At 37.0% G+C, this 22606-nt stretch carries 20 protein-coding genes; 8 read left to right on the top strand and 12 right to left on the bottom strand.

Features of this window, described 5'->3' with window-relative positions; translation table 11 throughout:
• Positions 1 to 15 precede the first annotated feature (15 nt).
• Positions 16 to 861 (bottom strand): M20/M25/M40 family metallo-hydrolase, encoded by an 846-nt coding sequence (locus FGD67_RS02710; RefSeq protein ID WP_257173583.1) that lies wholly within the window; start codon positions 859 to 861, stop codon positions 16 to 18.
• Between the two features lie 103 nt (positions 862 to 964).
• Positions 965 to 2143, bottom strand: coding sequence for a tetratricopeptide repeat protein (locus FGD67_RS02705; RefSeq protein ID WP_257173582.1), 1179 nt, complete (start codon positions 2141 to 2143; stop codon positions 965 to 967).
• A 207-nt stretch (positions 2144 to 2350) separates the two neighbouring features.
• On the opposite strand from FGD67_RS02705, the gene FGD67_RS02700 reads away from it, so the two are divergent.
• The 4 genes from FGD67_RS02700 (at position 2351) to pepE (ending at position 6174) form a co-directional block, all read left to right on the top strand.
• On the top strand, positions 2351 to 3253 hold the full coding sequence (locus FGD67_RS02700; protein WP_257173581.1) for a hypothetical protein: 903 nt from the start codon (positions 2351 to 2353) through the stop codon (positions 3251 to 3253).
• A gap of 233 nt (positions 3254 to 3486) precedes the next feature.
• Positions 3487 to 4260 (top strand): ferredoxin--NADP reductase, encoded by a 774-nt coding sequence (locus tag FGD67_RS02695; protein WP_257173580.1) that lies wholly within the window; start codon positions 3487 to 3489, stop codon positions 4258 to 4260.
• 650 nt (positions 4261 to 4910) lie between these two features.
• Positions 4911 to 5315, top strand: coding sequence for a type II toxin-antitoxin system HicB family antitoxin (locus FGD67_RS02690; RefSeq protein WP_257173579.1), 405 nt, complete (start codon positions 4911 to 4913; stop codon positions 5313 to 5315).
• A gap of 121 nt (positions 5316 to 5436) precedes the next feature.
• Positions 5437 to 6174: a dipeptidase PepE gene (gene pepE, locus FGD67_RS02685; protein WP_257173578.1), complete on the top strand. Its 738-nt coding sequence runs from the start codon at positions 5437 to 5439 to the stop codon at positions 6172 to 6174.
• A gap of 59 nt (positions 6175 to 6233) precedes the next feature.
• Here the strand turns inward: pepE and bioD are convergent, their stop codons facing one another.
• From bioD to bioB, 4 genes are read right to left on the bottom strand one after another with little or no spacing between them, the layout of a single operon-like run.
• A complete protein-coding gene (gene bioD / locus FGD67_RS02680) occupies positions 6234 to 6956 on the bottom strand; it encodes a dethiobiotin synthase (RefSeq protein ID WP_257173577.1) in 723 nt (240 codons plus the stop codon).
• Positions 6957 to 7007: 51 nt separating this feature from the next.
• On the bottom strand, positions 7008 to 7790 hold the full coding sequence (gene bioC, locus FGD67_RS02675; RefSeq protein WP_257173576.1) for a malonyl-ACP O-methyltransferase BioC: 783 nt from the start codon (positions 7788 to 7790) through the stop codon (positions 7008 to 7010).
• Positions 7790 to 8950, bottom strand: a complete 1161-nt coding sequence (locus FGD67_RS02670) for an 8-amino-7-oxononanoate synthase (RefSeq protein WP_257173575.1) — start codon at positions 8948 to 8950, stop codon at positions 7790 to 7792. The genes bioC and FGD67_RS02670 overlap by 1 nt, the downstream gene beginning before the upstream one ends.
• 5 nt (positions 8951 to 8955) lie before the next feature.
• Entirely contained in the window at positions 8956 to 9936 is a 981-nt protein-coding gene (gene bioB / locus FGD67_RS02665; RefSeq protein ID WP_373567871.1) for a biotin synthase BioB, read from the bottom strand.
• Positions 9937 to 10158: 222 nt separating this feature from the next.
• Here bioB and bioA point away from each other — a divergent pair, with 222 nt between their 5' ends.
• A complete protein-coding gene (gene bioA, locus FGD67_RS02660) occupies positions 10159 to 11463 on the top strand; it encodes an adenosylmethionine--8-amino-7-oxononanoate transaminase (protein WP_257173574.1) in 1305 nt (434 codons plus the stop codon).
• 19 nt (positions 11464 to 11482) lie between these two features.
• Here bioA and FGD67_RS02655 read toward each other — a convergent pair whose 3' ends face one another.
• Positions 11483 to 11860, bottom strand: a complete 378-nt coding sequence (locus FGD67_RS02655) for a hypothetical protein (protein ID WP_257173573.1) — start codon at positions 11858 to 11860, stop codon at positions 11483 to 11485.
• Positions 11861 to 12006: 146 nt separating this feature from the next.
• Here FGD67_RS02655 and asnS point away from each other — a divergent pair, with 146 nt between their 5' ends.
• Positions 12007 to 13407, top strand: a complete 1401-nt coding sequence (gene asnS / locus FGD67_RS02650) for an asparagine--tRNA ligase (protein ID WP_257173572.1) — start codon at positions 12007 to 12009, stop codon at positions 13405 to 13407.
• Positions 13408 to 13505: 98 nt separating this feature from the next.
• Here the strand turns inward: asnS and FGD67_RS02645 are convergent, their stop codons facing one another.
• Entirely contained in the window at positions 13506 to 14054 is a 549-nt protein-coding gene (locus FGD67_RS02645) for a nitroreductase family protein (protein WP_257173571.1), read from the bottom strand.
• A gap of 349 nt (positions 14055 to 14403) precedes the next feature.
• Here FGD67_RS02645 and sppA point away from each other — a divergent pair, with 349 nt between their 5' ends.
• Positions 14404 to 16266, top strand: a complete 1863-nt coding sequence (gene sppA, locus FGD67_RS02640) for a signal peptide peptidase SppA (protein WP_257173570.1) — start codon at positions 14404 to 14406, stop codon at positions 16264 to 16266.
• A 162-nt stretch (positions 16267 to 16428) separates the two neighbouring features.
• Positions 16429 to 17433, top strand: coding sequence for an asparaginase (gene ansA / locus FGD67_RS02635; RefSeq protein ID WP_257173569.1), 1005 nt, complete (start codon positions 16429 to 16431; stop codon positions 17431 to 17433).
• Positions 17434 to 17515: 82 nt separating this feature from the next.
• Here the strand turns inward: ansA and FGD67_RS02630 are convergent, their stop codons facing one another.
• The 4 genes from FGD67_RS02630 to FGD67_RS02615 all read right to left on the bottom strand — a co-directional run bounded on the left by FGD67_RS02630 (position 17516) and on the right by FGD67_RS02615 (position 22577).
• Positions 17516 to 20368 carry a DUF349 domain-containing protein gene (locus FGD67_RS02630; protein ID WP_257173568.1) on the bottom strand — a complete coding sequence of 951 codons (2853 nt, stop codon included), beginning with the start codon at positions 20366 to 20368 and terminating at the stop codon, positions 17516 to 17518.
• Entirely contained in the window at positions 20365 to 20649 is a 285-nt protein-coding gene (locus FGD67_RS02625; protein ID WP_257173567.1) for a YeaC family protein, read from the bottom strand. The genes FGD67_RS02630 and FGD67_RS02625 overlap by 4 nt, the downstream gene beginning before the upstream one ends.
• A 24-nt stretch (positions 20650 to 20673) precedes the next feature.
• Entirely contained in the window at positions 20674 to 21003 is a 330-nt protein-coding gene (locus FGD67_RS02620) for a hypothetical protein (protein ID WP_257173566.1), read from the bottom strand.
• Between the two features lie 77 nt (positions 21004 to 21080).
• Positions 21081 to 22577: a sodium:alanine symporter family protein gene (locus FGD67_RS02615; protein WP_257173565.1), complete on the bottom strand. Its 1497-nt coding sequence runs from the start codon at positions 22575 to 22577 to the stop codon at positions 21081 to 21083.
• Positions 22578 to 22606: the final 29 nt, after the last annotated feature.

The raw sequence follows: 22606 nt of genomic DNA, 5'->3' as shown, positions 1-22606 counted from the left end.
GTCCCGTTGAATAATTTATAGATTTTTATCAATAAAGCTAATTTGCTGGTAAATAGTGGCTACTGCCGCCAAGAAAAATTGTTGGTTTATATTTTCATAACTGTCGCTCGTTTGATGGTAATTTTGATGGTTACCAACACCATAATATATAAAGGGAATTTTTTGCTGATAAAATACCGCGTGATCACTGGCTATTTCCCAACGAATACGCGGCTTTTTACTGCGCCCGTGCTGCTTAAAACCTTGTTTTAATTCGATAGCGTAATTTTGTGTCGTTAATGTTTGTATCACATCTCTGGTTAATATCTCATCAAGCCGTCGACTAATATAGCGTAACTTTTTAGTCGACCGAGTACCTGCAATCATGTCTATGTTAATGTTCAGTGCAATATCAGCTAGTAAGTGCGAATTTTGCTTGATAAAAGCCCGCGCGCCCATTAAGTTAGCTTCTTCGCCATCAGTAAATAGAAATATCACACTATGGCGTAATGGTGACTGTTGTATCCGTTTTGCATAATGTAATAAGGCTGACGTACCTGAAGCGTTATCATCTGCACCATGATATATATTTCGGCCTCGGCTACCAAGGTGATCAAAGTGTGCTGACAGCACAATAAACTTATTTGGCCATATTGTACCTGGCGTAAAACCAACAATATTGTTGCCTTGAGTTGTTTTAAAAAAATTAGTACTGGAGAAACTCGCTTTGTAAGCTGTCGTTAAGGGCATAACTTGATACTGTTGAAGTTGCTTAATAATGTAGTCTTGCGCTAATAGCCCTCCTTTCGTACCAACTTGACGACCCGCTAAGCTATCAGACGACAAGTAGTGTAAATGCTGTAATACTATTTCATCCGGCATTATAGGAATGCTTGGCTTAGCTGTATCAATACTACATGCTGAGCATAAAATAATGCTCATGAGCAGAAAAAAATATTTTAACAAGCCATACACAAATAAATGTCTAATCAAGTTGCTTTAATAGGTTTAACTTGACCAAATATTGTTTATCAAGTTGAGAAATACGATTATGCCTCATCGCCTTTTTTATATAGCTTTCGGCTTTTGTTATTTCATCTAACATAAAATAGGTTTTAGCTAAACCAAAATAAAACTCATGGATATTATCATCTAGCTTGATCGCTTTTTTATAGTGGTTTATCGCTTCACTATAATTTCCCTGATGCAATCTTTCATCCCCAAGCAGTGCATAATAATAAGGATTATTTGCCCGTTTGCGCATTATTTGACTATCAAGTTGTTTCGCTTCGTCATATTTACCATTAATGTGTAACAACAGGCTTAAATTCGACATCGCAGTTAAATTATCGCGGTTTAATTTTATCGCATATCGGTAGGTGTTAATGGCAGGTTGTTGAAAACCTTTGAAACGATATAAAATACCGAGGTTACCCCAAGCAGGAGAAAAAAGTGAGTCCGTGTCGATCGCTGCTTTAAAATAAGCATAAGCGCTTAAATAGTTACCATTTATCATGGCATTGGCGCCTTTATTATTATAAAACATGGCAAGTACAGTATTTTTATTAATTCTATGTTTTGGGAAAGACTTTTTAAGCACAAAAGGATCAAAATCAATCTCAATTTCACTACGCTCCCAAAAGACTAATTTTTGTGGGAGTGGCCCTTCAAATACAGTTAAATTAATATGGCCAGTCAACATGTTAACATTGCCATTACGTACCCAATACTCTGGTATATCAACACGTTGAAAAGCAACATCTAATTTTGCTGCTTTTGCAATTGCGTATGCCATAATTGTTAGCGACAAACAATTTGCGGTTTTATCTTTAAATGCTTGCGCAGCAATTACATTAGCACCCGATTGATAGGCTAAGTTGATCTTGTCAGGGCTGAAAAAAGTCCTCAGTAACTTATTGGTTTTCTTACGCGTATCTCGCTCTGAGCTAATGCTTTTTACCATCTGTTGCATATCTTCACTTAAGGCAAATATTTCCGCCTCTGTTTCAACAACTATATCCTGATGGCCCTTAAATTTATTATCCAGAAAAAGGCTCATGCCTGCTTCTTCAGTTTGATAATTTATCAATGAGCTTGTTGACTGACAAGCCATCAGTAAGATTAATACTGTGCTTATAAGTGAGTAATTGATGAACTTTTTCATATTCACTCCGAGAAAACAACGAACCTACTTTAAGCATAAGTGTTAATTCGATAATGAGGTGTTTTTTAAGTCCGTATTAATAAAAATTTACAATTTATTGCAGATATCCCAAAATAAACACTTATACAATTTGAAACATGTAATCTATAAAGTTCCTTGTTATGCTGCGCGCCAGGTAATTTATACACTTAATTGGTTTCTAAATTTATGAAAAAAACAATCGCCGGATTTTTTACTGGAAGTGCTATTGCCGTTAGTATCATTGTCGCTGTAACAAGCTATCAGCTATATAAAAATAAATATGCCACTATCGATGCACAGTTAAAGGAAATATCAGGCATAGAGTTTGATAAAAATAATAAACTTTGGGCTATTAATGACGGTGGTGATCAAGCAAAACTATATCAAATTAATAAAACTGGCGGTATCGATCGAGAAATAACCATCACTAACGCAAAGAATATTGATTGGGAAGACATGACCCAAGACGACTTTGGCCATTTCTTTTTAGGTGACTTTGGTAATAATGATAATTTACGTAAATGGTTAACAATATATAAAATTGAAAACCCTATTGATATAAAGTCAGTAACAACTCAAGCAGAGATCATCAAGTTTACCTATCCTGAACATACCAGCTTTCCACCTAAAGCACACGAAATGGAATTCGATGTTGAAGCATTCGTCTTCTATAAAAAACATCTTTATTTATTTACTAAAAATCGCACGGTCCCCTTCAATGGCATAACAAGCTTATATAAAATTGGCGATCATGCGGCCAACTATGATGCCAAAAAAATAAGTAAATTTAAAACCTGCACCATCGCGGAAAAATTATGTTGGATAACTTCAGCAGCATTGAGTCCGAGCAGAAAGAGGCTTGCACTGTTAGACTCTCAACGAATTTGGTTATTTGAAAATTGGCATGGTGATGATTTTTTCTCTGGTGATAAGTACCGCATTGATTTGGGTATTGTGACCCAAAAAGAAGCGATTACTTTTCGCGATGAAAATATTATCATTTTTACTGATGAGGAGTTCCATGGTATTGGTGGCAATGCATATTCAATTAATCTTAATGATGTTGAAAAACATAAACTGTCCAATTAAATAGTTACGTGTTACCTTTGTCGGGTCTGTATTTAAAATAAATCATTATTTATCTCATTAAATATCAACAACATAAAAATATAGCTTTATTTATGATATAAAAGCGATGCCAAACTAGATAAATTATAGCTATGATTAAAATACTGACTTATGGTTTAAAAAAAGCACCGCTTTATAGCTAGTTACCCGTGCTAAAGTTAACGCTATAGGAATACAGTTTATGGGAGAATGTGATGACAACAATGCTCACCGGTTTTGTTCAAGGTAAAGTCATAGACTATAAACAGTGGACTAACAATGAATTCTCTATCACGGTTAAAGCCAATATTGCTCCTTACCTCGCAGGACAATTTACTAAACTTGCATTAAAAGGTAATAATGGTGATTGGCACAGACGCGCCTATTCTTTTGTTAACTCGCCTAACCATCGTCTTGGTAAAAACTGTTTGGAGTTTCTTATTATAGATGTTTCTAGTGGTGATTTAAGTCCTAAACTTGCTCAACTTCAGCTTGGTGATGAGGTTTATGTTGGTGAAAAGCCTAGTGGCTTTATGACCTTAAATGAAATTCCTGAAACTGCCACAGAACTTTGGTTGCTTTCAACTGGTACAGCCATTGGGCCTTTTCTTTCACTTCTGTCTGAGCATGAAAGTAAGATACGTTTTAAAAAACTTGTTTTAGTTCATGCAGTTCGCACATCCCAAGAATTAGTTTACCAAGAGCTTATCGCTAATTTACAGCAAGAATACCGCGGGAAACTGACTTATATTCCAATAGTTTCTCGGGAAAAACATCAGCATATACTTTCAGGTAGAATTCCAGCACTATTGCGTGATGGTCGTTTAATGCAAGCAGCGAACTTATTTCCTGATAAACACAATAGCTTTTTTTACTTATGTGGAAACCCTGCCATGGTACATGACACCCGAGATGTATTGTTAGCCCTTGGCTTTGCAAAACATTTAAGGCGCTCCAAAGGACATTTTAGTTTTGAAAACTATTGGTAAGTACAAGCTTAACTTATAATAGAAAATTTGTTAGCGTCAGTTTTAACAATGAAAACGCTAACAAATTTATTGATTTCAATACTAAAAAATATTCATTAACATAAGTTCTGTTTGCTTAAGCTCTGACAGTTCAATTAAATAATTATCAACAGCCCCTAATTAGCCCTCATAAAATAAGCACAAATCTACGCCACTAAATACAGGTATTACTGTGCTTAAATTATCCGCAATCACAGCAATATTTCATGGAATTATTTCGATGCTAAACTGAAATTTTTTATAAAAAGTTTATTTCAACGATTTGATACAGGCTTAATAATAACAATAGAGCATTGATAAATAGTTTAGAAAAAGCAAACAAAGCCATTCAATAACCCTACAAGTATCAATGCTTAACCATTCACACCGATTATCGAGTTTAATAAAGTAATTAACCTCCGTAAAAATTAATTACCATAAATAATTAGCTAGACCCGAAGTGAACATTTACCAACTAAACACAATAGAGTTGCTGGAGTTGTTTTTAATACTTGACAGGGAGTTACTGGGGTTGCGATAAATGCGTATTGATAACTCTCAGGGTTATCAATATGTTTACATATGAGGTTATTGGGGTTATAGTTTCAAGTTAACAAATAAAGGACGAAATTATGAAATATCCAGTTTTGGTGTTACGTAATAACGAAGAAAAAAATTATCTGTTTTCAATTGTTGATTTGCCTGGTTGTAAGGTGAAAGCAATAACGATAGATGAGGGACTTCTATTGCTAAATGAAGCAATGGCAGCACACTTAAAAATTCTGGTGGAATATGGCGAACAAGTGCCACAAGCGAAAACGATTGAACATCATATGTTGATGTCTACAGCTATCTCACCTATTTGGGCGGTACTTGATTTTGATATTGTTCCTTACATGGGCAAAAGTCATAAGATAAACGTGACCCTGCCTGAATTATTAATAAAACAAATTGATGATCGGGTGGCTAAATCTTCAGATCACAAAACACGCTCTGGTTTTATTGCTATGGCTTGCATTGCTGAGTTATGTCACTAGAAATAGTTTTATTGCTTTGTAACTGCACGTTATATTTTAAATAGCCAGCAAGAATTAATAAACTTCGAGGCCTAAATCAGGTAAAATGAGCGCTCTTTAAAATAAATAAAAGGTTAAAAAATTGACCATTGAAAATGCAAACTTATTGCTGCTAAGTAGCTCTCGTGTTGGTGATACAAAATATTTGCAACATGCTTTGTCGCTGATAAAGGCAAAATTAAATGGTGTTAGCGAGCTATTATTTATTCCCTATGCTGGCGTTACTGTAAACTATGATGACTACACGGCTATGGTACAAAGTGCCCTCATTGATAGCGGTATTACCGTAAAAGGTATTCATAAGTTTGACGATCCAGTTAAGGCAATTAATACCGCCAAAGCGATAGCAGTTGGCGGTGGTAATACTTTTCATTTATTACATCAGTTGTATCAACACAATCTTATCAAAGCCATTCAAGATAAAGTTACTCAAGGTATACCTTATATTGGCTGGAGTGCAGGCTCTAATGTCGCTGGCCTTTCAATACGTACAACCAATGATATGCCAATAATTGAACCGAAAAGTTTTGATGCTTTACAGCTTGTTAATTTTCAGCTCAATCCTCATTATACTGATCATAATCCACCGGGTCATAATGGTGAGACACGTGCCCAACGCTTAGCAGAATTTATGGTGCTCAATGAAACCACACCGATTGTGGCCATTGTTGAAGGTACGGGATTAGATATTAAAGACAACACCATGGCATTAGTGTCTGGTTTATCTGATACTGACAAAGATGCTGATGGTTTTTTGTTTAAAGGCAACAATAAATCAGTCATTACCACTGACTCTAACTTAGACAGTTTGCTTAAGTAAAATTGATTTTTGTTTAAAATATAAACGCTTGTAATAACGATATATTACAAGCGTTAAAACTATTTATAACTATTGGTAAGATTCACTTGTGTAACAGAGGTTAAATTAAATTGCTCTGTTATTAGGGAAATATTAATTTTCTTTGCGGCTTGTTTGATATCTTGTTCAAAAGCTAGTTCTGCTAGTTTTGGCACCGGTAAAAGCTCAGTTAATTCAGCAATATTTTCTGTTAAATATGGCATGCTTTCTGGACAATTGGCGATCCAGCCCAAACAATTAAGACCATCGGCCACAATGGCTTGATAGGTTAATATTGCATGATTTAAGCAACCAAGTTTCATATTAACGATAAGTATTACATTTTGCTGAGTTGCTTGTACAAATTCTGAAAGATAGTTACCATGCCCCAAAGGTAAACGCCATCCCCCTGCGCCTTCACAAATAATAATTTCGGGCTCTAAGGCAATGATATCGTCATAGCCTTGTTTTATGTCAGTTAAATTTATTGTTTGCTGTAATTGAATTGCGGCAATATGAGGTGCAATGGCTGGTTCAAAAGCAATAGGGTTAATTTGTAAAACTGTCTGTTGGCAATTAGCTTGTTTGAGTAATAACAAAGCATCTTCATTAACGAGTTCATTATTGACATACTGACAGCCTGCAGATATTGGCTTATATACGGCAACTTTTATATTGTTTACCACAAAGGCATTTACCAAAGCTTGTGCTGCATAAGTTTTACCGGCGTCGGTATCAGTGGCTGTAATGAATATTTTCAACATATTGGAAACTCTTAAAGGTGTATTGCAATTAGTGAGTTAAGACTGAGTTATTTAGCTCAGCTTAACCACTAAGCCCGAAAAAACTTTATAAGTAGCTGGATAAATATTATTTGGCTCTAAAAAATCTTGATAACTTTTAGTCATTTTTTGCCATTTATCTTTACCCGCTAAGCCCTTACCTTGTTTCTTAGGAACATGATTAGCACCAAGACTTTTTAATTCATGAGCAAGATGCAAAACATTTTCATATTCTAAAATAATATCTTGTTGTTTAGCTTCCAATAATTTGCGGTCTGGCCCATTCAACAATGCTCTAACTTCACGCTCTGCTTTAAAATCGATCACGTGTTGATCATCATCAACTTGTGCCCACGCTGACTTTAACTCAAATAATGTGCCATTAACCAGAGTACTAAAGATGAAAAGTCCGCCAGGCTTCAAAACTCTCATCACTTCGTTTAAAACTAAATCTAATGGATCACACCACTGGATCATCAAGTTAGAATAAATAAAATCAATGCTATTATCTTGTAACGGTATCTTATAGGCATCGGCCTCTAACCAACAAATAGCTTGATTGCGATTTTCTTGAGCAAATATCAGCATATCTTTTGATATATCTAAGCCCATAACTTGCTGATAGCTGCTGGCTAAAAGGTCAGTAAAAAAACCAGTTCCTGAGCCCAAATCTAACACCGTTAAGTCATTGCGATTAGGTAACCATGGCATTAAATGTTTGCCACTATAACGTTGTAAACGTGCTGATATATCATAAGATGCGCTGGCAGAACCAAAAGATTTCGCTATTTTATAACGACTAGTCATTTTGGGCATTATTGTATAACCTCATTGATACAATTAGCTAAGTAATTGATATCTTTAACTTCATGGCTCGCAGTTATAGTAACACGTAACCTTGAGCTATTTTGTGGAACGGTCGGAGGGCGAATAGCACTGAGCCAAATGCCTTTATTTCGTAATTGCTGACAAACATCCAGTGTGGTGATCTCATCACCAATGACAATGGCATGAATTGATGATGAGTTCTCAATTAACTTTATTTTTTTATCAAGCTTTTCAGTAAGCAATTTACTCAGTTCAATAATTTTTTCACGACGCCAATGCTCAGTTTGAATAATTTCAATACTCTTTTTTGTCGCCCAAGCTAAGGCCGGAGATATCGCCGTTGAATAAATATAATGCCGAGAAAAATTTATCAAATATTCGGCTAAGTTATTATCGCAGGCGACAAAGGCACCACTGGTTGCGATACTTTTACCAAATGTTGCCATAACAACATCGATATCCGCTAAACTGGAACTGCCTTGGCCTTTATTGCCAATAACACCGATACTGTGGGCATCGTCTAAATATAGCAAAGCTTGATGTTGTTGTGCTATTTTTGCTAAATTAGCCACGTCAGCCTGATCGCCATCCATACTAAAAACACCTTCAGAAACAATGACCTGATTTAATTCATTATCTTGATTTTCAGTTTGCTGGTTTTTTGCTAAAAAGCGTTGTAGTTGCTCAATATCATTATGCAAAAAGCGTTTTACTTTCGCAGCACTCGACCGTGCCCCATCGATCAATGAAGCATGACTCAACTTATCTAAATAAAGTTGGCTGCTTTCATGCCCTAATGCCTGCATTAAAGCACTATTTGCAGAAAATCCGCTCGCAAAGAGTAAACATTTTGGCTTATTTAACCAATCACAAATATCGTGTTCTAATGCTTGGTGTGCATAAGAGTAACCGGTAATTAAACTTGAGCCACTAGCACAAGTGCCAAACCTTTCGGCGCCAACGGATAATGCTTGGTTTATTTCTCGATGATGATTTAAGCCAAGATAGTCATTTGATGAAAAGTTTAAATAGCTTTTATCATTAATCTTGACATAACGACCATTTTGCTCAGCAACGCACTGACGTGCGCGATATCGCGCACATTGTTTTTGTTGTTCAACATCGGCAGTTAAAAAATTAAACGCCATAACACTTAATTGACAGCGTTATAGAATAAGTCACTATTTTGTTGATCAATGACTGCGGTTTTAAGTTTTTCATCATCAACGTCTGAGCTAGCTATCGTTTCAGTATTGATACCTAAGCGCTCAAATAACATCATGTCTTTATTTGCTTCTGGGTTGCCTGTAGTCAATAATTTACAACCGTAAAATATTGAATTTGCTCCGGCTAGAAAGCACATGGCTTGCATTTGTTCATTCATGGCATCGCGTCCAGCTGACAAGCGAACATGGCTTTTAGGCATCATGATACGTGCCACAGCTATACAACGAATAAATTCAAAGTGATCTAAGTCAGCAACATCAGATAACGGCGTACCTTCAATCTTAACTAACATATTAATAGGTACACTTTCTGGTTGCGGTGAAAGGTTTGCTAGCTGCGCAAGTAATGACGCTCGGTCTTTGCTTTCTTCCCCTAAGCCAACAATACCGCCACTACAAACTTTCATACCTGAACTTCTGACATTGGTTAAAGTATCTAAACGGTCTTGATAAGTACGTGTGGTAATAATTTGATTATAATGCTCTGGTGAGGTATCTAAATTATGATTGTAATAGTCTAAACCTGCGCCTTGCAATTCATCGGCTTGGTCAGCAGATAACATACCTAATGTCATACAGGTTTCAAGCCCGAGTGCTTTTACGCCCTTCACCATTTCTACCACTAATGGCATATCTCTTGCTTTTGGATTACGCCAACCTGCGCCCATGCAGAAACGCGTTGAACCTTGATCTTTTGCCACTTGTGCAGCTTCAAGCACTTTTTCAACTGCCATTAAGCGTTCTTTATCGATATCGGTTTTGTATCGTGAACTTTGTGAGCAATATTTGCAATCTTCTGGACAGGCACCCGTTTTAATCGACAATAAGGTACTGACCTGCACTTCATTAGGATTAAAGTTTGCACGGTGAATAACTTGTGCTTTAAACATCAAGTCATTAAATGGCATATCAAACAGGGCTTTAACTTCATGTGCTTGCCAATTATGGCGAATTTCGCTGCTAGCTTGATTGCTATTATTGCCGATGGTATCAGACATAGATTGGCTTACCGCTGATGTTTGCTGTGTCATAGTTATTCACTCGTGTTGAAATTGCATCTCGTAATATTAACGGGTAGTCTATGCGTCAACATCAATATGTCAACTAATTTACTTAGCCAAGCTTTACATATGAACAATAAACAAGCAGAAATACTCGAATTCGATAAAAATCATGTCTGGCACCCTTATACTTCTATGTCAAAGCCTCTACCGTCTTACCTGGTAAAGTCTGCTCAGGGGGTATACATTTATTTAGCTAGTGGCGAAAAAGTGATTGATGGCATGTCATCATGGTGGTCTGTGTTACATGGCTATAATCACCCAGAATTGAACCAAGCACTAATTAAACAAAGTGAAAAATTTTCCCATGTTATGTTTGGTGGTCTAACGCATGAACCTGCGGTCGAGTTAGCAAAAAACTTGATCGCCATGACACCGGGTGGTTTAAATAAAGTGTTTCTTAGTGATAGTGGCTCAGTATCTGTAGAAGTGGCACTTAAAATGGCCATTCAATATTGGCATAGCAAAGATAAGCCTGAAAAGCATAAAATATTGACGGTAAAGAATGGTTATCACGGTGATACCTTTGCCGCTATGTCAGTATGCGATCCCGTTAACGGTATGCATCAACTGTTTGAGACTGTGCTCATGAAAAACTTGTTTGCACCCGCGCCAAAAATAGGCTTTGAACAAGTTTGGCAAGCGGATGATGCATTAGCACTAGCCGCTATGTTTGAACAACATCACCATGAGATAGCGGCATTTATTATTGAACCCATCGTGCAAGGCGCTGGTGGTATGCGCATATACCACCCAAATTATTTAAAAACCTGTCGAGCATTATGCGATCAATACCATGTCTTGATGATTGCCGATGAAATTGCCACAGGTTTAGGCCGAACAGGTAAGTTATTTGCTTGTGAATGGGCTGATATCAGCCCTGATATTATCTGCTTAGGTAAAACCTTAACTGGTGGCTATATGACATTAGCAGCTACCTTATGTACCGACGAAATTGCCAATAGCATCAGTAATGGCGAAGCCGGTTGCTTTATGCATGGCCCTACTTTTATGGGCAATCCACTAGCTTGTGCTGTCGCTAATGCTAGCCTTAATATTCTAAAACGTAATGAATGGCAGCAGCAAGTCGCCAATATCGAGGCGATATTCAAACAACAGTTGTTACCATTAAAAACCCATCCAAGAGTACATAATGTTAGAGTTTTAGGTGCGATAGGTGTTGTTGAAGCAACGGAAAATGTTGATATGGCTGAAATACAAAAGCGTTTTGTTGAATTGGGCGTATGGATACGCCCTTTTGGTAAACTTATTTATGTTATGCCACCCTTTGTCATTGATATAGAACAATTAACTTTATTGCTTAAGGCCATTAGTACAGTATTAAACGAAGATTCATGCTTTATACAGCAGTAAAGTAAATAGCAATATTCAATTAACCGATATTGGCTTCTGAAATTTGTACTAAGATAAAGCTTACCCAGGCGATGGTGATAGTCAGTAACAATAAGATATTGAAATGTTTACCATCGCTTTTACGCCGACTACGATACTTGTCGAGTATTAAGCAAAAATAGCTACACAAAGCACTTAACCACAAAACAATATATAAATAACCCGTTAAAGGGGTTAACCAAAATTTTCTGATTTCAATATTATGATAGCGCAATAGACCATAATCGGAATCAGGTGCTGCGTAGTATGAAACAATTAAGGCAAAAACAAATAATCCCCAACCAATAATGGCTAAGGCTCTGACAATATAAGTCCATATATCAACCGCACTCCTGCGCTCTTTTTTTGATATTTTCATCGTAGCTACCGCCTTTTCTGACTAATTCTTAATTTTTATTTTTATATAGACCGGATTTAACAACTTTTACTTGTTAAACCTTATAAGCAAGGTAACATATCAATCCTTAAAATTTGAGTATATTTTGACAGAAAAGAGGTTTGTAAATGTCAGTCATTGCAATTACTGATATCTTGACAGGTAAATACCCTGTTAATGAATCAATTACTATCCATGGTTGGATCCGCACACGTCGTGATTCCAAAGCAGGTATTTCATTTTTAGCGATACATGACGGCTCATGTTTTGACGCTATTCAGGCAATTGCTCCGAGTAATTTGGATAATTATCAGACTGATGTATTAAAACTAACGACTGGTGCGGCTGTAAAAGTTACCGGTACTTTGGTGGAATCTCCTGGTAAAGGTCAATCGTTTGAACTACAAGCAGAGCAAGTTGAAGTATTAGGTTTAGTTGAAGACCCTGATACTTATCCAATGGCAGCAAAACGCCACAGTATTGAATTTTTACGTGAGCAAGCACATTTACGTCCGCGTACTAATATTGGCGGCGCAGTAACGCGTGTTCGTAATACTTTGGCACAAGCAGTACATCGTTTCTTACATAGTAAAGGTTACTTTTGGATCAGCACGCCATTAATTACCGGTAGCGACTGTGAAGGCGCAGGCGAAATGTTCCGCGTGAGTACCCTTGATATGGAAAACTTACCTTTAAATGATCAAGGTAAAGTTGATTACGACCAAGATTTTTTCGGTAAAGAAACATTTTTAACGGTTTCAGGTCAGTTGAATGTTGAAACCTATTGTTGTGCCCTTTCTAAAGTGTATACTTTTGGCCCAACATTCCGTGCTGAAAATTCAAATACAACTCGTCATTTGGCAGAATTTTGGATGATAGAGCCAGAAATCGCTTTTGCTGATTTATCAGACGCCGCTGATTTAGCTGAAGAAATGTTGAAGTATGTTTTCCAAGCCGTGCTTGATGAGCGTGCTGATGATATGGCTTTCTTTGAACAACGCGTCGATAAAACAGTTGTCGATCGTTTAAATTCAGTGATCAACAACGACTTTGTGCGTTTAGATTATACTGATGCGATTACAATCTTAGAAAACTGTGATAAAAAGTTTGAAAACAAAGTGGCTTGGGGCGTAGATTTAAACTCAGAGCACGAACGTTACTTAGCTGAAGAGCACTTTAATGGTCCAGTAGTTTTACAAAACTACCCGAAAGATATTAAATCTTTCTACATGCGCTTAAATGATGATGGTAAAACGGTTGCTGCCATGGATATTCTTGCACCTGGCATTGGCGAAATTATTGGTGGTAGTCAACGTGAAGAGCGTTTAGATGTTTTAGATAAACGTTTAGCTGAAATGAATTTAGATCCGGCTGATTACAGCTGGTATCGTGATTTACGTCGCTACGGTACTGTACCTCATTCTGGTTTTGGTTTAGGTTTTGAACGTTTAGTAGCTTATGCTACGGGTATGCAAAACGTTCGTGACGTGATCCCTTTCCCTAGAACACCAAACAACGCATCATTCTAAACTAGAGATACAATCTTGTACTAAAAACCCTCAATTGAGGGTTTTTTTATTTGCTTACTTTCAAGCACCATCGGCAACAAGAGCTAAATGATGCATGCCTAAAAGTAATGCACGTAGTCATCAAGATTTCGACTGTTTTTCAAAGGTAATTCTTTGCTCTTATCACCAATATAAACAAAACCGACAATCTCCTCATGCAACTCTATACCTAAACGTTCTTTTACCAACGGATGATAGCTCATTTCTCCTGTGCGCCACATGGCGCCAAAACCTAAACTTGTTGCAGCCATTTGTACTGCATGTGCCGCACAACCTGCGGCAATAAGTTGCTCTTGCTTTGGTACTTTTACGTGCTGATGAAACTTAGTGCTAACAACAATAATTAAAGGCGCACGAAATGGCATTTTACTGGCCTTATCTATTTTGGCTTCATCGCCATTATCACTGGTAATAGCCGACTTGAACGCTTTACTTAACTTGCTCAGGCCTTCATCTTTCACTACAGTGAAGCGCCATGGGGTTAAACCGGCATGATCAGGAACCCGCATTCCGGCTTTAAGGATACTATTAATAACGTCCTCATCAGGTGCATTGCCTTGCAAATGTGGATTAGACTGACGAGTATGTAAAAACTCCAAAACATTCATAAAACTGTAAATTCCTTTGATTAATCCTTTAGGGTTTAATAATTGACATTTTTATCTTCATGTCAGATTAATAAATTCAAAGCATAATAATGATAAAACTAAACGCTATCTTATTGTTAACATATACATTAACATTTATTTGTCATTAAAATCATCCAACTAATTAGCTTTTTTTCAACTGACTTCAACGAGCTCGTCCCAACATTAGGTTATAAATAGTAGAACGTGCTTAGCTGTTAATCATTTCATTTAAGCAATTGACAAAAATATTTACACTTTCGACTACTTAAATCAACGAATTTTCAGTAGCATATAGCTATCTAATATAAATAACCTATAGACAGGTCATATGAAAGAAAACAAAAGTACATTGGCAAGAATAACCTTAGGGTTATTTAGTTTGCTCAATACTTCACGAAAAATTATTATTAACTTAGTGTTTTTTACCGTGTTACTGCTGCTATTTATTGCAATTAGTACAGGTGAAGAGAATATTAAGGTAGAACCAGGATCGGCACTTATCTTGAACATCCGTGGTGATATTGTTGAGCAAAAGCATAATATAGATCCAATGGATACTTTTATCAGTGAAGCGCTAGAGCAACCTGACACAGCACCAGAAGTATTGCTAGCTGACATTTTAGCCGTGATAAAAAATGCTGAAACTGATGACCGCATTAGTATGCTGGTATTAGATTTAAAAAATATGCAAGGCTCGGGCATTACTAAATTAAATGATGTCGCCAAAGCAGTACAGCAATTTAAAAGCAGTGGTAAACAAGTCATTGCTGTTGGTGAACAGTACAGCCAAAATCAGTATTACCTTGCAAGTTATGCCGATGAAATTTGGCTTAATCCAAAAGGTTGGATGCTATTAGACGGCTATGGACGTTATCAACTCTACTTTAAATCAGCCTTGGAAAAACTTGCTATTAGTCAACACGTTTTTCGCGTCGGTACTTATAAGTCAGCTATAGAGCCTTATATCAGAGACGATATGTCAGACGCTGCCAAAGAAGCTAACCAATTATGGTTAAACGATCTCTGGCAACAATATAAAACCGATGTGGCTACGCAACGTAACTTTTCAGTCAGCAATTTTGATGAAAATGTTGATGTTTTAGTTACTAAGTTAAAAGCAGCCAACGGTAATATTGCCGAATATGCTTTAGCTAATAAATGGGTTGATGCCCTAAAAACGCGAGAGCAAGTAACCCAAGATTTAATCAACATGGTTGGCAGTGATGGTGAGTCAGGTTATAAAAGTATAACTTTTAATGACTACTCAAAAGCCATTACCTCAAGTATTAACATGGAAAATTTTGATAGTGATAAAATTGCTGTCATTGTCGCCAAAGGCACCATTTTAGACGGTAATCAAAAGCCAGGTAAAATTGGCGGCGAGAGTACGGCGGCTTTATTACGTAAAGCACGTGAAAACAATCAAGTTAAAGCCGTTGTCTTGCGCGTCGATAGCCCAGGTGGCAGTGCATACGCTTCAGAAGTTATTCGCCAAGAAGTGGAATTACTTAAAGCAGCAGGTAAACCAGTTATTGCTTCTATGGGAACTTATGCCGCATCAGGTGGTTATTGGATCTCTGCTTCAGCTGATAAAATTTATGCCTCCCCGACGACTATTACCGGCTCTATTGGCATTTTTGGTTTCTTTATGACCTTTGAAAATACCTTAAGTAAATTAGGTATTCATACCGATGGCGTAGGTACCACAGATATTGCTGGCTTTGGCATCACCCGCGCATTAACACCGGGCATGGCAAATATTGTGCAACTTAATATTGAGCGCGGCTATCGTGATTTTATTGAGCTTGTTGCAACCAATCGCAATATGAGCACTGAGCAAGTTGATGCTATTGCGCAGGGTCGTGTATGGTCAGGTTCAAAAGCATTAGAGCTTGGTTTAGTCGATGCATTAGGGAATCTAGACAGTGCCATAGAAGCTGCAGCTGAACTTGCTAACCTAACAGATTATGAAACATTGTTAGTTGAGAAACAAAAAAGTTCACGCGCACTGTTCTTACAAAGTTTATTTGGCCAAGCTTCTGTTCTATTAGGTCAAACATCTGATAGAGATTATGACGAAAGTGCCTTAACTGAAATCATCAGTAAGTTATCGCTTGAATTAAAGCAATTAGCACAACTAAATGATCCTCAAGGTATCTACTCGTTTTGTTTGGCTTGTGAAGTTGACTAATTACAGTTAACTGACTTCATTAAGCCTCGAATTATCGAGGCTTTTTTATTTTAAGCCGTTAGTTTTCTCACCTGTATATCTTGGCATTATGTTATAGTCTCGAATAATTCCAGTAATTTTGGCATCAATCCGTAATGCCACTCTCTTATAAAGACCTGAGCTATGAGAAAACGCATATATATCGCTTATACCGGTGGTACCATCGGTATGAAACCAAGCGAAAATGGTTATATTCCACAGAAACAACATTTAACCGACGCGATAATGAAAATGCCCGATTTTCATCGGGAAGAAATGCCGGCATTTACCATCAATGAATATCAGCCTTTAATTGACTCATCTAATATGTCTCCAGCTGATTGGCAACGTATTGCTGATGATATTAAGCAACACTATGATGACTATGATGGTTTTGTTGTCTTGCATGGTACTGACACCATGGCTTATACCAGCTCAGCATTATCGTTTATGTTAGAAAACTTAAGTAAACCGGTGATTGTAACCGGATCTCAAATCCCTTTAAGTCAACTGCGTTCAGACGGACAAGAAAATCTACTAAATTCTCTTTATATCGCGGCCAACTATCCTATCAACGAAGTGGGGTTGTATTTTAGTAACAAACTTTTTCGTGGCAACCGCAGTATAAAAGCTTATGCGGATGGTTTTGATGCCTTTGACTCGCCAAATTTACCACCTTTACTTGAAGCTGGAATTAATATTAAGTTGATCCAAGGAAAAATTTCAGAGCCGGTAGCATTACCTTTGGCGTTGGCACAAATTACGCCACAACCTATAGGTGTGGTGCATTTATATCCTGGAATATCAGTAGAATTAATAAAAAACATTATTAAACAGCCGGTTAAAGCATTAATAATTAGAAGTTACGGTGTCGGAAATGCCCCACAAGATCAAGCATTATTAGATTGTTTAGCACAAGCAAATAATAGCGGTATTGTTATTGTTAATTGTAGTCAATGTATTAAAGGTACAGTCAATATGAAAGGTTATGCTACCGGTAATGCGTTGAGCAAAATTGGGGTTATTAGTGGTCATGATATGACTTTAGAAGCCACATTAACAAAATTACATTACTTGCTAAGCAAAAATTACAGCCACGCGAAAATTTGCCAACTGCTTGAAGTCAATTTACGGGGTGAATTAAGCTAACGCTTTCGAAAATAAAGGCATAGAAAACAACAAAAAAGTCAGCATTATAATGCTGACTTTTTTACTATTAATAGAAACTATCTTATTGAAAAATAGGTTTAATACGTGCCAAGTACTCAACATCTTGCACAGTAAATTGGCCTAACATTAACCACTGGGTAAACTTAGCGGGTAAGTCAATGGCTATCCCTGAAGACATTTGGGCTTGCATTAAATTTACCTGCACAGTCATCCGATGCTGTTGCAATTCACTTGGCGAAGGTCGACCCGATAAGATTTCAAGCTCTAATGTAGCTTCTGCTCGATTTACAGTCTTAGTATTGGTCGCTAAATCTTTCAGTTTTTTCTGCCAAAAACTACTTAACTGCTGATAATCAGTTTGCTCAGTAAAGCTTTGCGATTGTTCCAGCGCTTGTTCTAGCGTAGAAAATAAATAACCCCACTGCCTTTTTTCATCCGCAAGCTTTAAATCAACAATTTTCTGCTCTACTGATTTTGCTTTAGCATTAATTTGCTTTTCAAGCGTTAGCATTTTTGGCTTTTGCTGGCTAACTTCTTGATATAAGCTTTGCAGTGCTTGTGAAAATTGTTGCAGCGTTGATAATTGCGTTAAGTTAACAAATTGCCCTTCTAGTGCTGCTAAAGCATTAAGCAACTCAGTCGTTTTAGCGCTTGTTGCTGACTTTTCCAAAGCACTTTGTTGCTCTCGCTTAGCAAAAATATCATCATTAATTTTTCTAAAATTTTGCCAAAGTTTATTTTCTACTTTTGGACCAGCATAACCTATGTTGCGCCATTGAGTTTGTAGATCTTTGACTTGCGCTACAGCAGCAAAAACATCTTCTTCAGTAAGTAACTTTTCAGCTGACTTAATTAAGTTTTGTTTTGCGAACTTATTTTGTTGATGAAAATCTTTAATCGCTGACTTAACAGGCTGTAGTGCTAAATTAAATTGATTATTAACCTCTTGGTACACTGAGCGATCAATTTGACCCGCACTTTGCCATTGTTTAATTAACTGATTTAATTCTACTTCTACACCTTTGTAATCACTGATGTTATCTGCTTCTGTTGTCGTGTTTATTTTTTCTGCCAGTAAGTTTGCTTGCTCGACATAGGATTGACGGGTGATCAGGTGTTGTGCACGTAATTTTTCTTGTTCGGCAAAATATAATCGACAAGGCGCAAATGCGCTTTCACATAATTGGTTAAATTCAGTATTTAAACTCTGTTCGGCATCATCGTCTGCATGACCCAAGCTGTTCCATGTTTTCCTGTATTGCTTTACTTTTTCCGCTTGTTCATTAGGATTATCAAGCGGGGTTTCAACAATCGCTTTAATTTCAGCTAAAAGCTTTTGCTTTCGTGGCGTGGCAATATAGTGTTCCCAATCGGCTAATTCAGCAATTTTTTCATTGATTGCATCATAATCTTTTTGGATACGATGCTGCTGTTGTTCAGATAAAGCATTAAATAGTTGTTTGGCCTTTTTAAAAACACCAAACGCTACATTGTACTTTCCAGCACCGATCAGTCGTTTAACATCATGTAATTTTTTCTGTGTGGCTGAGAACTCTTGCTTTTGCTGCTGTTGTAATGGTTTTAATGCTGCACGCCAATTTTTTTGAATTTCTTGTGCTGAAGATTTTATCGAATTAGGTAAACTACCAGAGGCTTTTTTCTCTGCTTTCTGCCAGTTTGTTAGCCACTGCTGATAAATTGCCTGTCGTTCATTCATCTCTACAACTGTTGTTGGTAATGCTAATTGAGAGATTTTTGAAATTAAATGTGTCGCATCACTAACCGATTGCGCAATTTCAGGTAATTGCTGTAACTTTTGCTGTTGCTGACAAATTTTAGTGATAAAGCTATTTTGTTCATTTTTGCTTAACGCTGAAGCAATTATTTCACTGGTTAACTTATCAAACAACGTTTGGTATTGCTGTTCATCAATCGCTTCATTTTCGAAAATACTGGTGCTCAGCGTTTGATCAATAATAGCCAGTGTTTTTTCAAAGTGTTGTCGTGCTTGTTGTTTTTTCTCATCAAGCTCTCGGGCTATTTCTGCTTGCGTATATTGCTCAGCCTTAACCGCAAACAACTTATCAAGCTGTGCCAAAATAGTTGCTTTTTTATCGGTGAAGTTGCTGATTTCAACGCTTTGAAAACAATCGAACTCGGTAGCTAAAACCTGCCATTCATCAACCAATTGTGTACGTTTGGTTAAATAGGCTTCATATTCATATTGATCTTTTAACGCTTGTAGTTTAGCTAAAACTAAATTGATTTTTTTACGTAATGCGATAGGTTGTTCGATAACAAACTGTAATCGGCTAATTTTGTCAGTTAACTGTTGCGTGACATCAGCATCAGTGGATTTTTTCTTTAATTTTTCTAATAGCTCTATATCATCTACGTTATCGATAATATATTGCTGAACTTGTACATTTTGCTTTTGATTAAACAAATTGAGCAATAGGTGAGGCTTTAATACTGCTTTACTGGTTGGATCGTTTGCTTTGGCTCTATTCGCTATTTTTTCAAATAAGGCAATAATCAAATTACCGTCTTCAGCTATTTTCAACCAATCTTCATACAAACTATAGTGATTATACCTCGCGATGTAAGCGAGTTTTTCTTGCTCAGAAACTTTGATTTCATCTTGCTCTGTGAGAATAGCGGCAACTTTTTTACCGGCATACTGCTTAATCTTGGCCATTGAATTTTCTTGACTATGCATTAACCAAGATTGATAACTGGCTAGTTTAATTAAAGCGGCACGTCGAACATTTTCATTTTCATCGGCAATGGCAAGTTGAGCAATAATTTCATGTTGTTCTGGTGCATCAATAGATAAACTACTATTGATGGCTTCGACACGCACACTACTATTTTTATGTTGCCATTTCTTTTTTAAAAACTTGGAAAAAATCATATATTTGAAAACCTAGCAATATCATTGCTATCTAACGCTGTGGGAAAGTCTGAACGTAGTTCACTTTTTGATTTAATAATCATCTCGCCTTTAGGGCCAATGGACAATGTTTGATCTGAATTTAAATGTTTAGATTGATAAGCCATGGTAATTTGTACAGCAGTCATCTGCTGCTCTTTATCAACAGACGTGCCTTCTGGCCATTTACCCGTTTCAGCGGCGCACTTTAAACGCAGGTACATTTCTTCTGACATAGTGTCAACTAACTGAATTATATCCATGAAAATCTCTTTAAATAAGGTTGATTACGCTTGGTTACGCTTGGTTAATATAAGTCTGACTCGCGTTACAATATAGAGTATAAAGCCTAGAATAGTACTAGCGATAGCACTAATATATTGCCAAGTACCTGGTTGAGCATCTTGCCAATACAGAAAAAGGAAACCACCACAAAATAACAGCATAGCGATAAAAGAATGATTCATTAATTGTTGCGATTTTTTTACCGCACTAACGCGTTTTAAGTTCGCTATTTTATCTGCATCCAATACGGTTAAATCAAGCTGACAATAATGACATGATTTGACTTTATCAGAAATTTTTTTCTTACAACTAGGGCAATTGATAACGGCCATTTTTTCACCTCTTTTTCGACACTATATTTTACCTAAAAAAAACACCCTTGCGGGCGTTTTTTTTCAGTAAATAACATTTATTTTTTATTTTGTTGTTCTAGACGCTTTTCCCAGAAATCAGCATTTTCAATTTCCAGGCTTTTTGGATCAAAAGTATAATTATCGACGCCCTCTTTTTGTTGTCTTTCATAATCTTTTAGCGCCTTAACTGCTGGTTTAGCCATAAAGAAAATAATAAGAATACCAATAATATTTAACCAAGCCATCATACCAACACCTACATCACCCATCCCCCATGCAACATCTGCGGCTTTAACGGTTCCGTAAAAGGTCGCTGTCATGATCAACACTTTTAGTAAAAAAGTTAATGCCGGTAGGTTATAGGTACGTTTAATGTATGAAACATTATTTTCCGCGATAAAGTAATACGCCAAAATAGTGGTAAAAGCAAAGAAAAACAATGCAATAGCAATAAATGGCTTACCAAAACCTGTTAGCATACTTTCAACAGCAATTTGAGTAAAAGCGGGGCTATTAGCGGCAATATCGCCAGCAATATTTTGTACGATAAAGCTTGCTTCACCTTCTAATCTGACATTATAAGACTGTGTGATCAAAATCATAAAGGCGGTCGCTGTACAAACAAATAACGTATCTATGTATACAGAAAATGCTTGCACCAAACCTTGTTGTGCCGGATGGTCAACTTCAGCAGCGGCTGCTGCATGTGGTCCTGTACCTTGTCCTGCTTCGTTAGAGTAAACACCACGTTTAACACCCCAACCGATTGCTGCGCCTACACCAGCCATTGGTGTAAATGCATCAGTAATGATCAACATAAATACGTCAGGTAAACGATCAATATGTAAGAAAATCATTACACAAGCAATAATGATATAAGCCAAGGCCATAAAAGGTACCACAACCTGAGTGAAGCTAGCGATACGTTTAACGCCACCAAAGATAATAAAACCTAGAATGAGGACAATAAATACTGCGGTATATAGCTTGGTCATAGCAATCGGTCCAAGCGCGGTATCAATAATATTACCACTACCAAAAACCATAGTAACTGCTTCACCAATACTATTAGATTGCACGGTTGGAAGCAGTGCACCACAAGCAATAATGGTTGCTATAGCAAATATCCAAGCATACCATTTTTGTCCCATGGCTTTTTCAATATAATATGCAGGGCCACCACGATACAAGCCGTCTTGCTCTTCTTTGTAAATTTGCGCATTGGTGGATTCGATATAGGCTGTTGCCGCACCAAAAAATGCTACTATCCACATCCAAAATACCGCACCGGGTCCACCAAAACCAATGGCTGCAGCAACGCCGGCAATATTACCTGTACCAACACGACCTGATAACGAGACTGCTAAGGCTTGGAAAGATGAAATCCCCTGCTTTGAACTTTTTCCTGATAGCAGTAGACGCCACATTTCACGAAAATGTCGGATCTGCACAAATCGCGTGATAACTGAGAAAAACAGTCCTGTACCCAAGCAAAGATAAATCAATGCTGGGCTCCAGATAATATTATTTAATGTATTTACAATTTCTTGCACTATAGACCCCTAGTTATTATTATTTTTGT

It is taken from the genome of Colwellia sp. M166 (assembly GCF_024585285.1).
In the GTDB taxonomy this organism is placed as follows: domain Bacteria; phylum Pseudomonadota; class Gammaproteobacteria; order Enterobacterales; family Alteromonadaceae; genus Cognaticolwellia.
The sequence above is the reverse complement of the archived record's forward strand: the minus strand, read 5'-3'. Positions and strand labels throughout refer to the sequence as shown.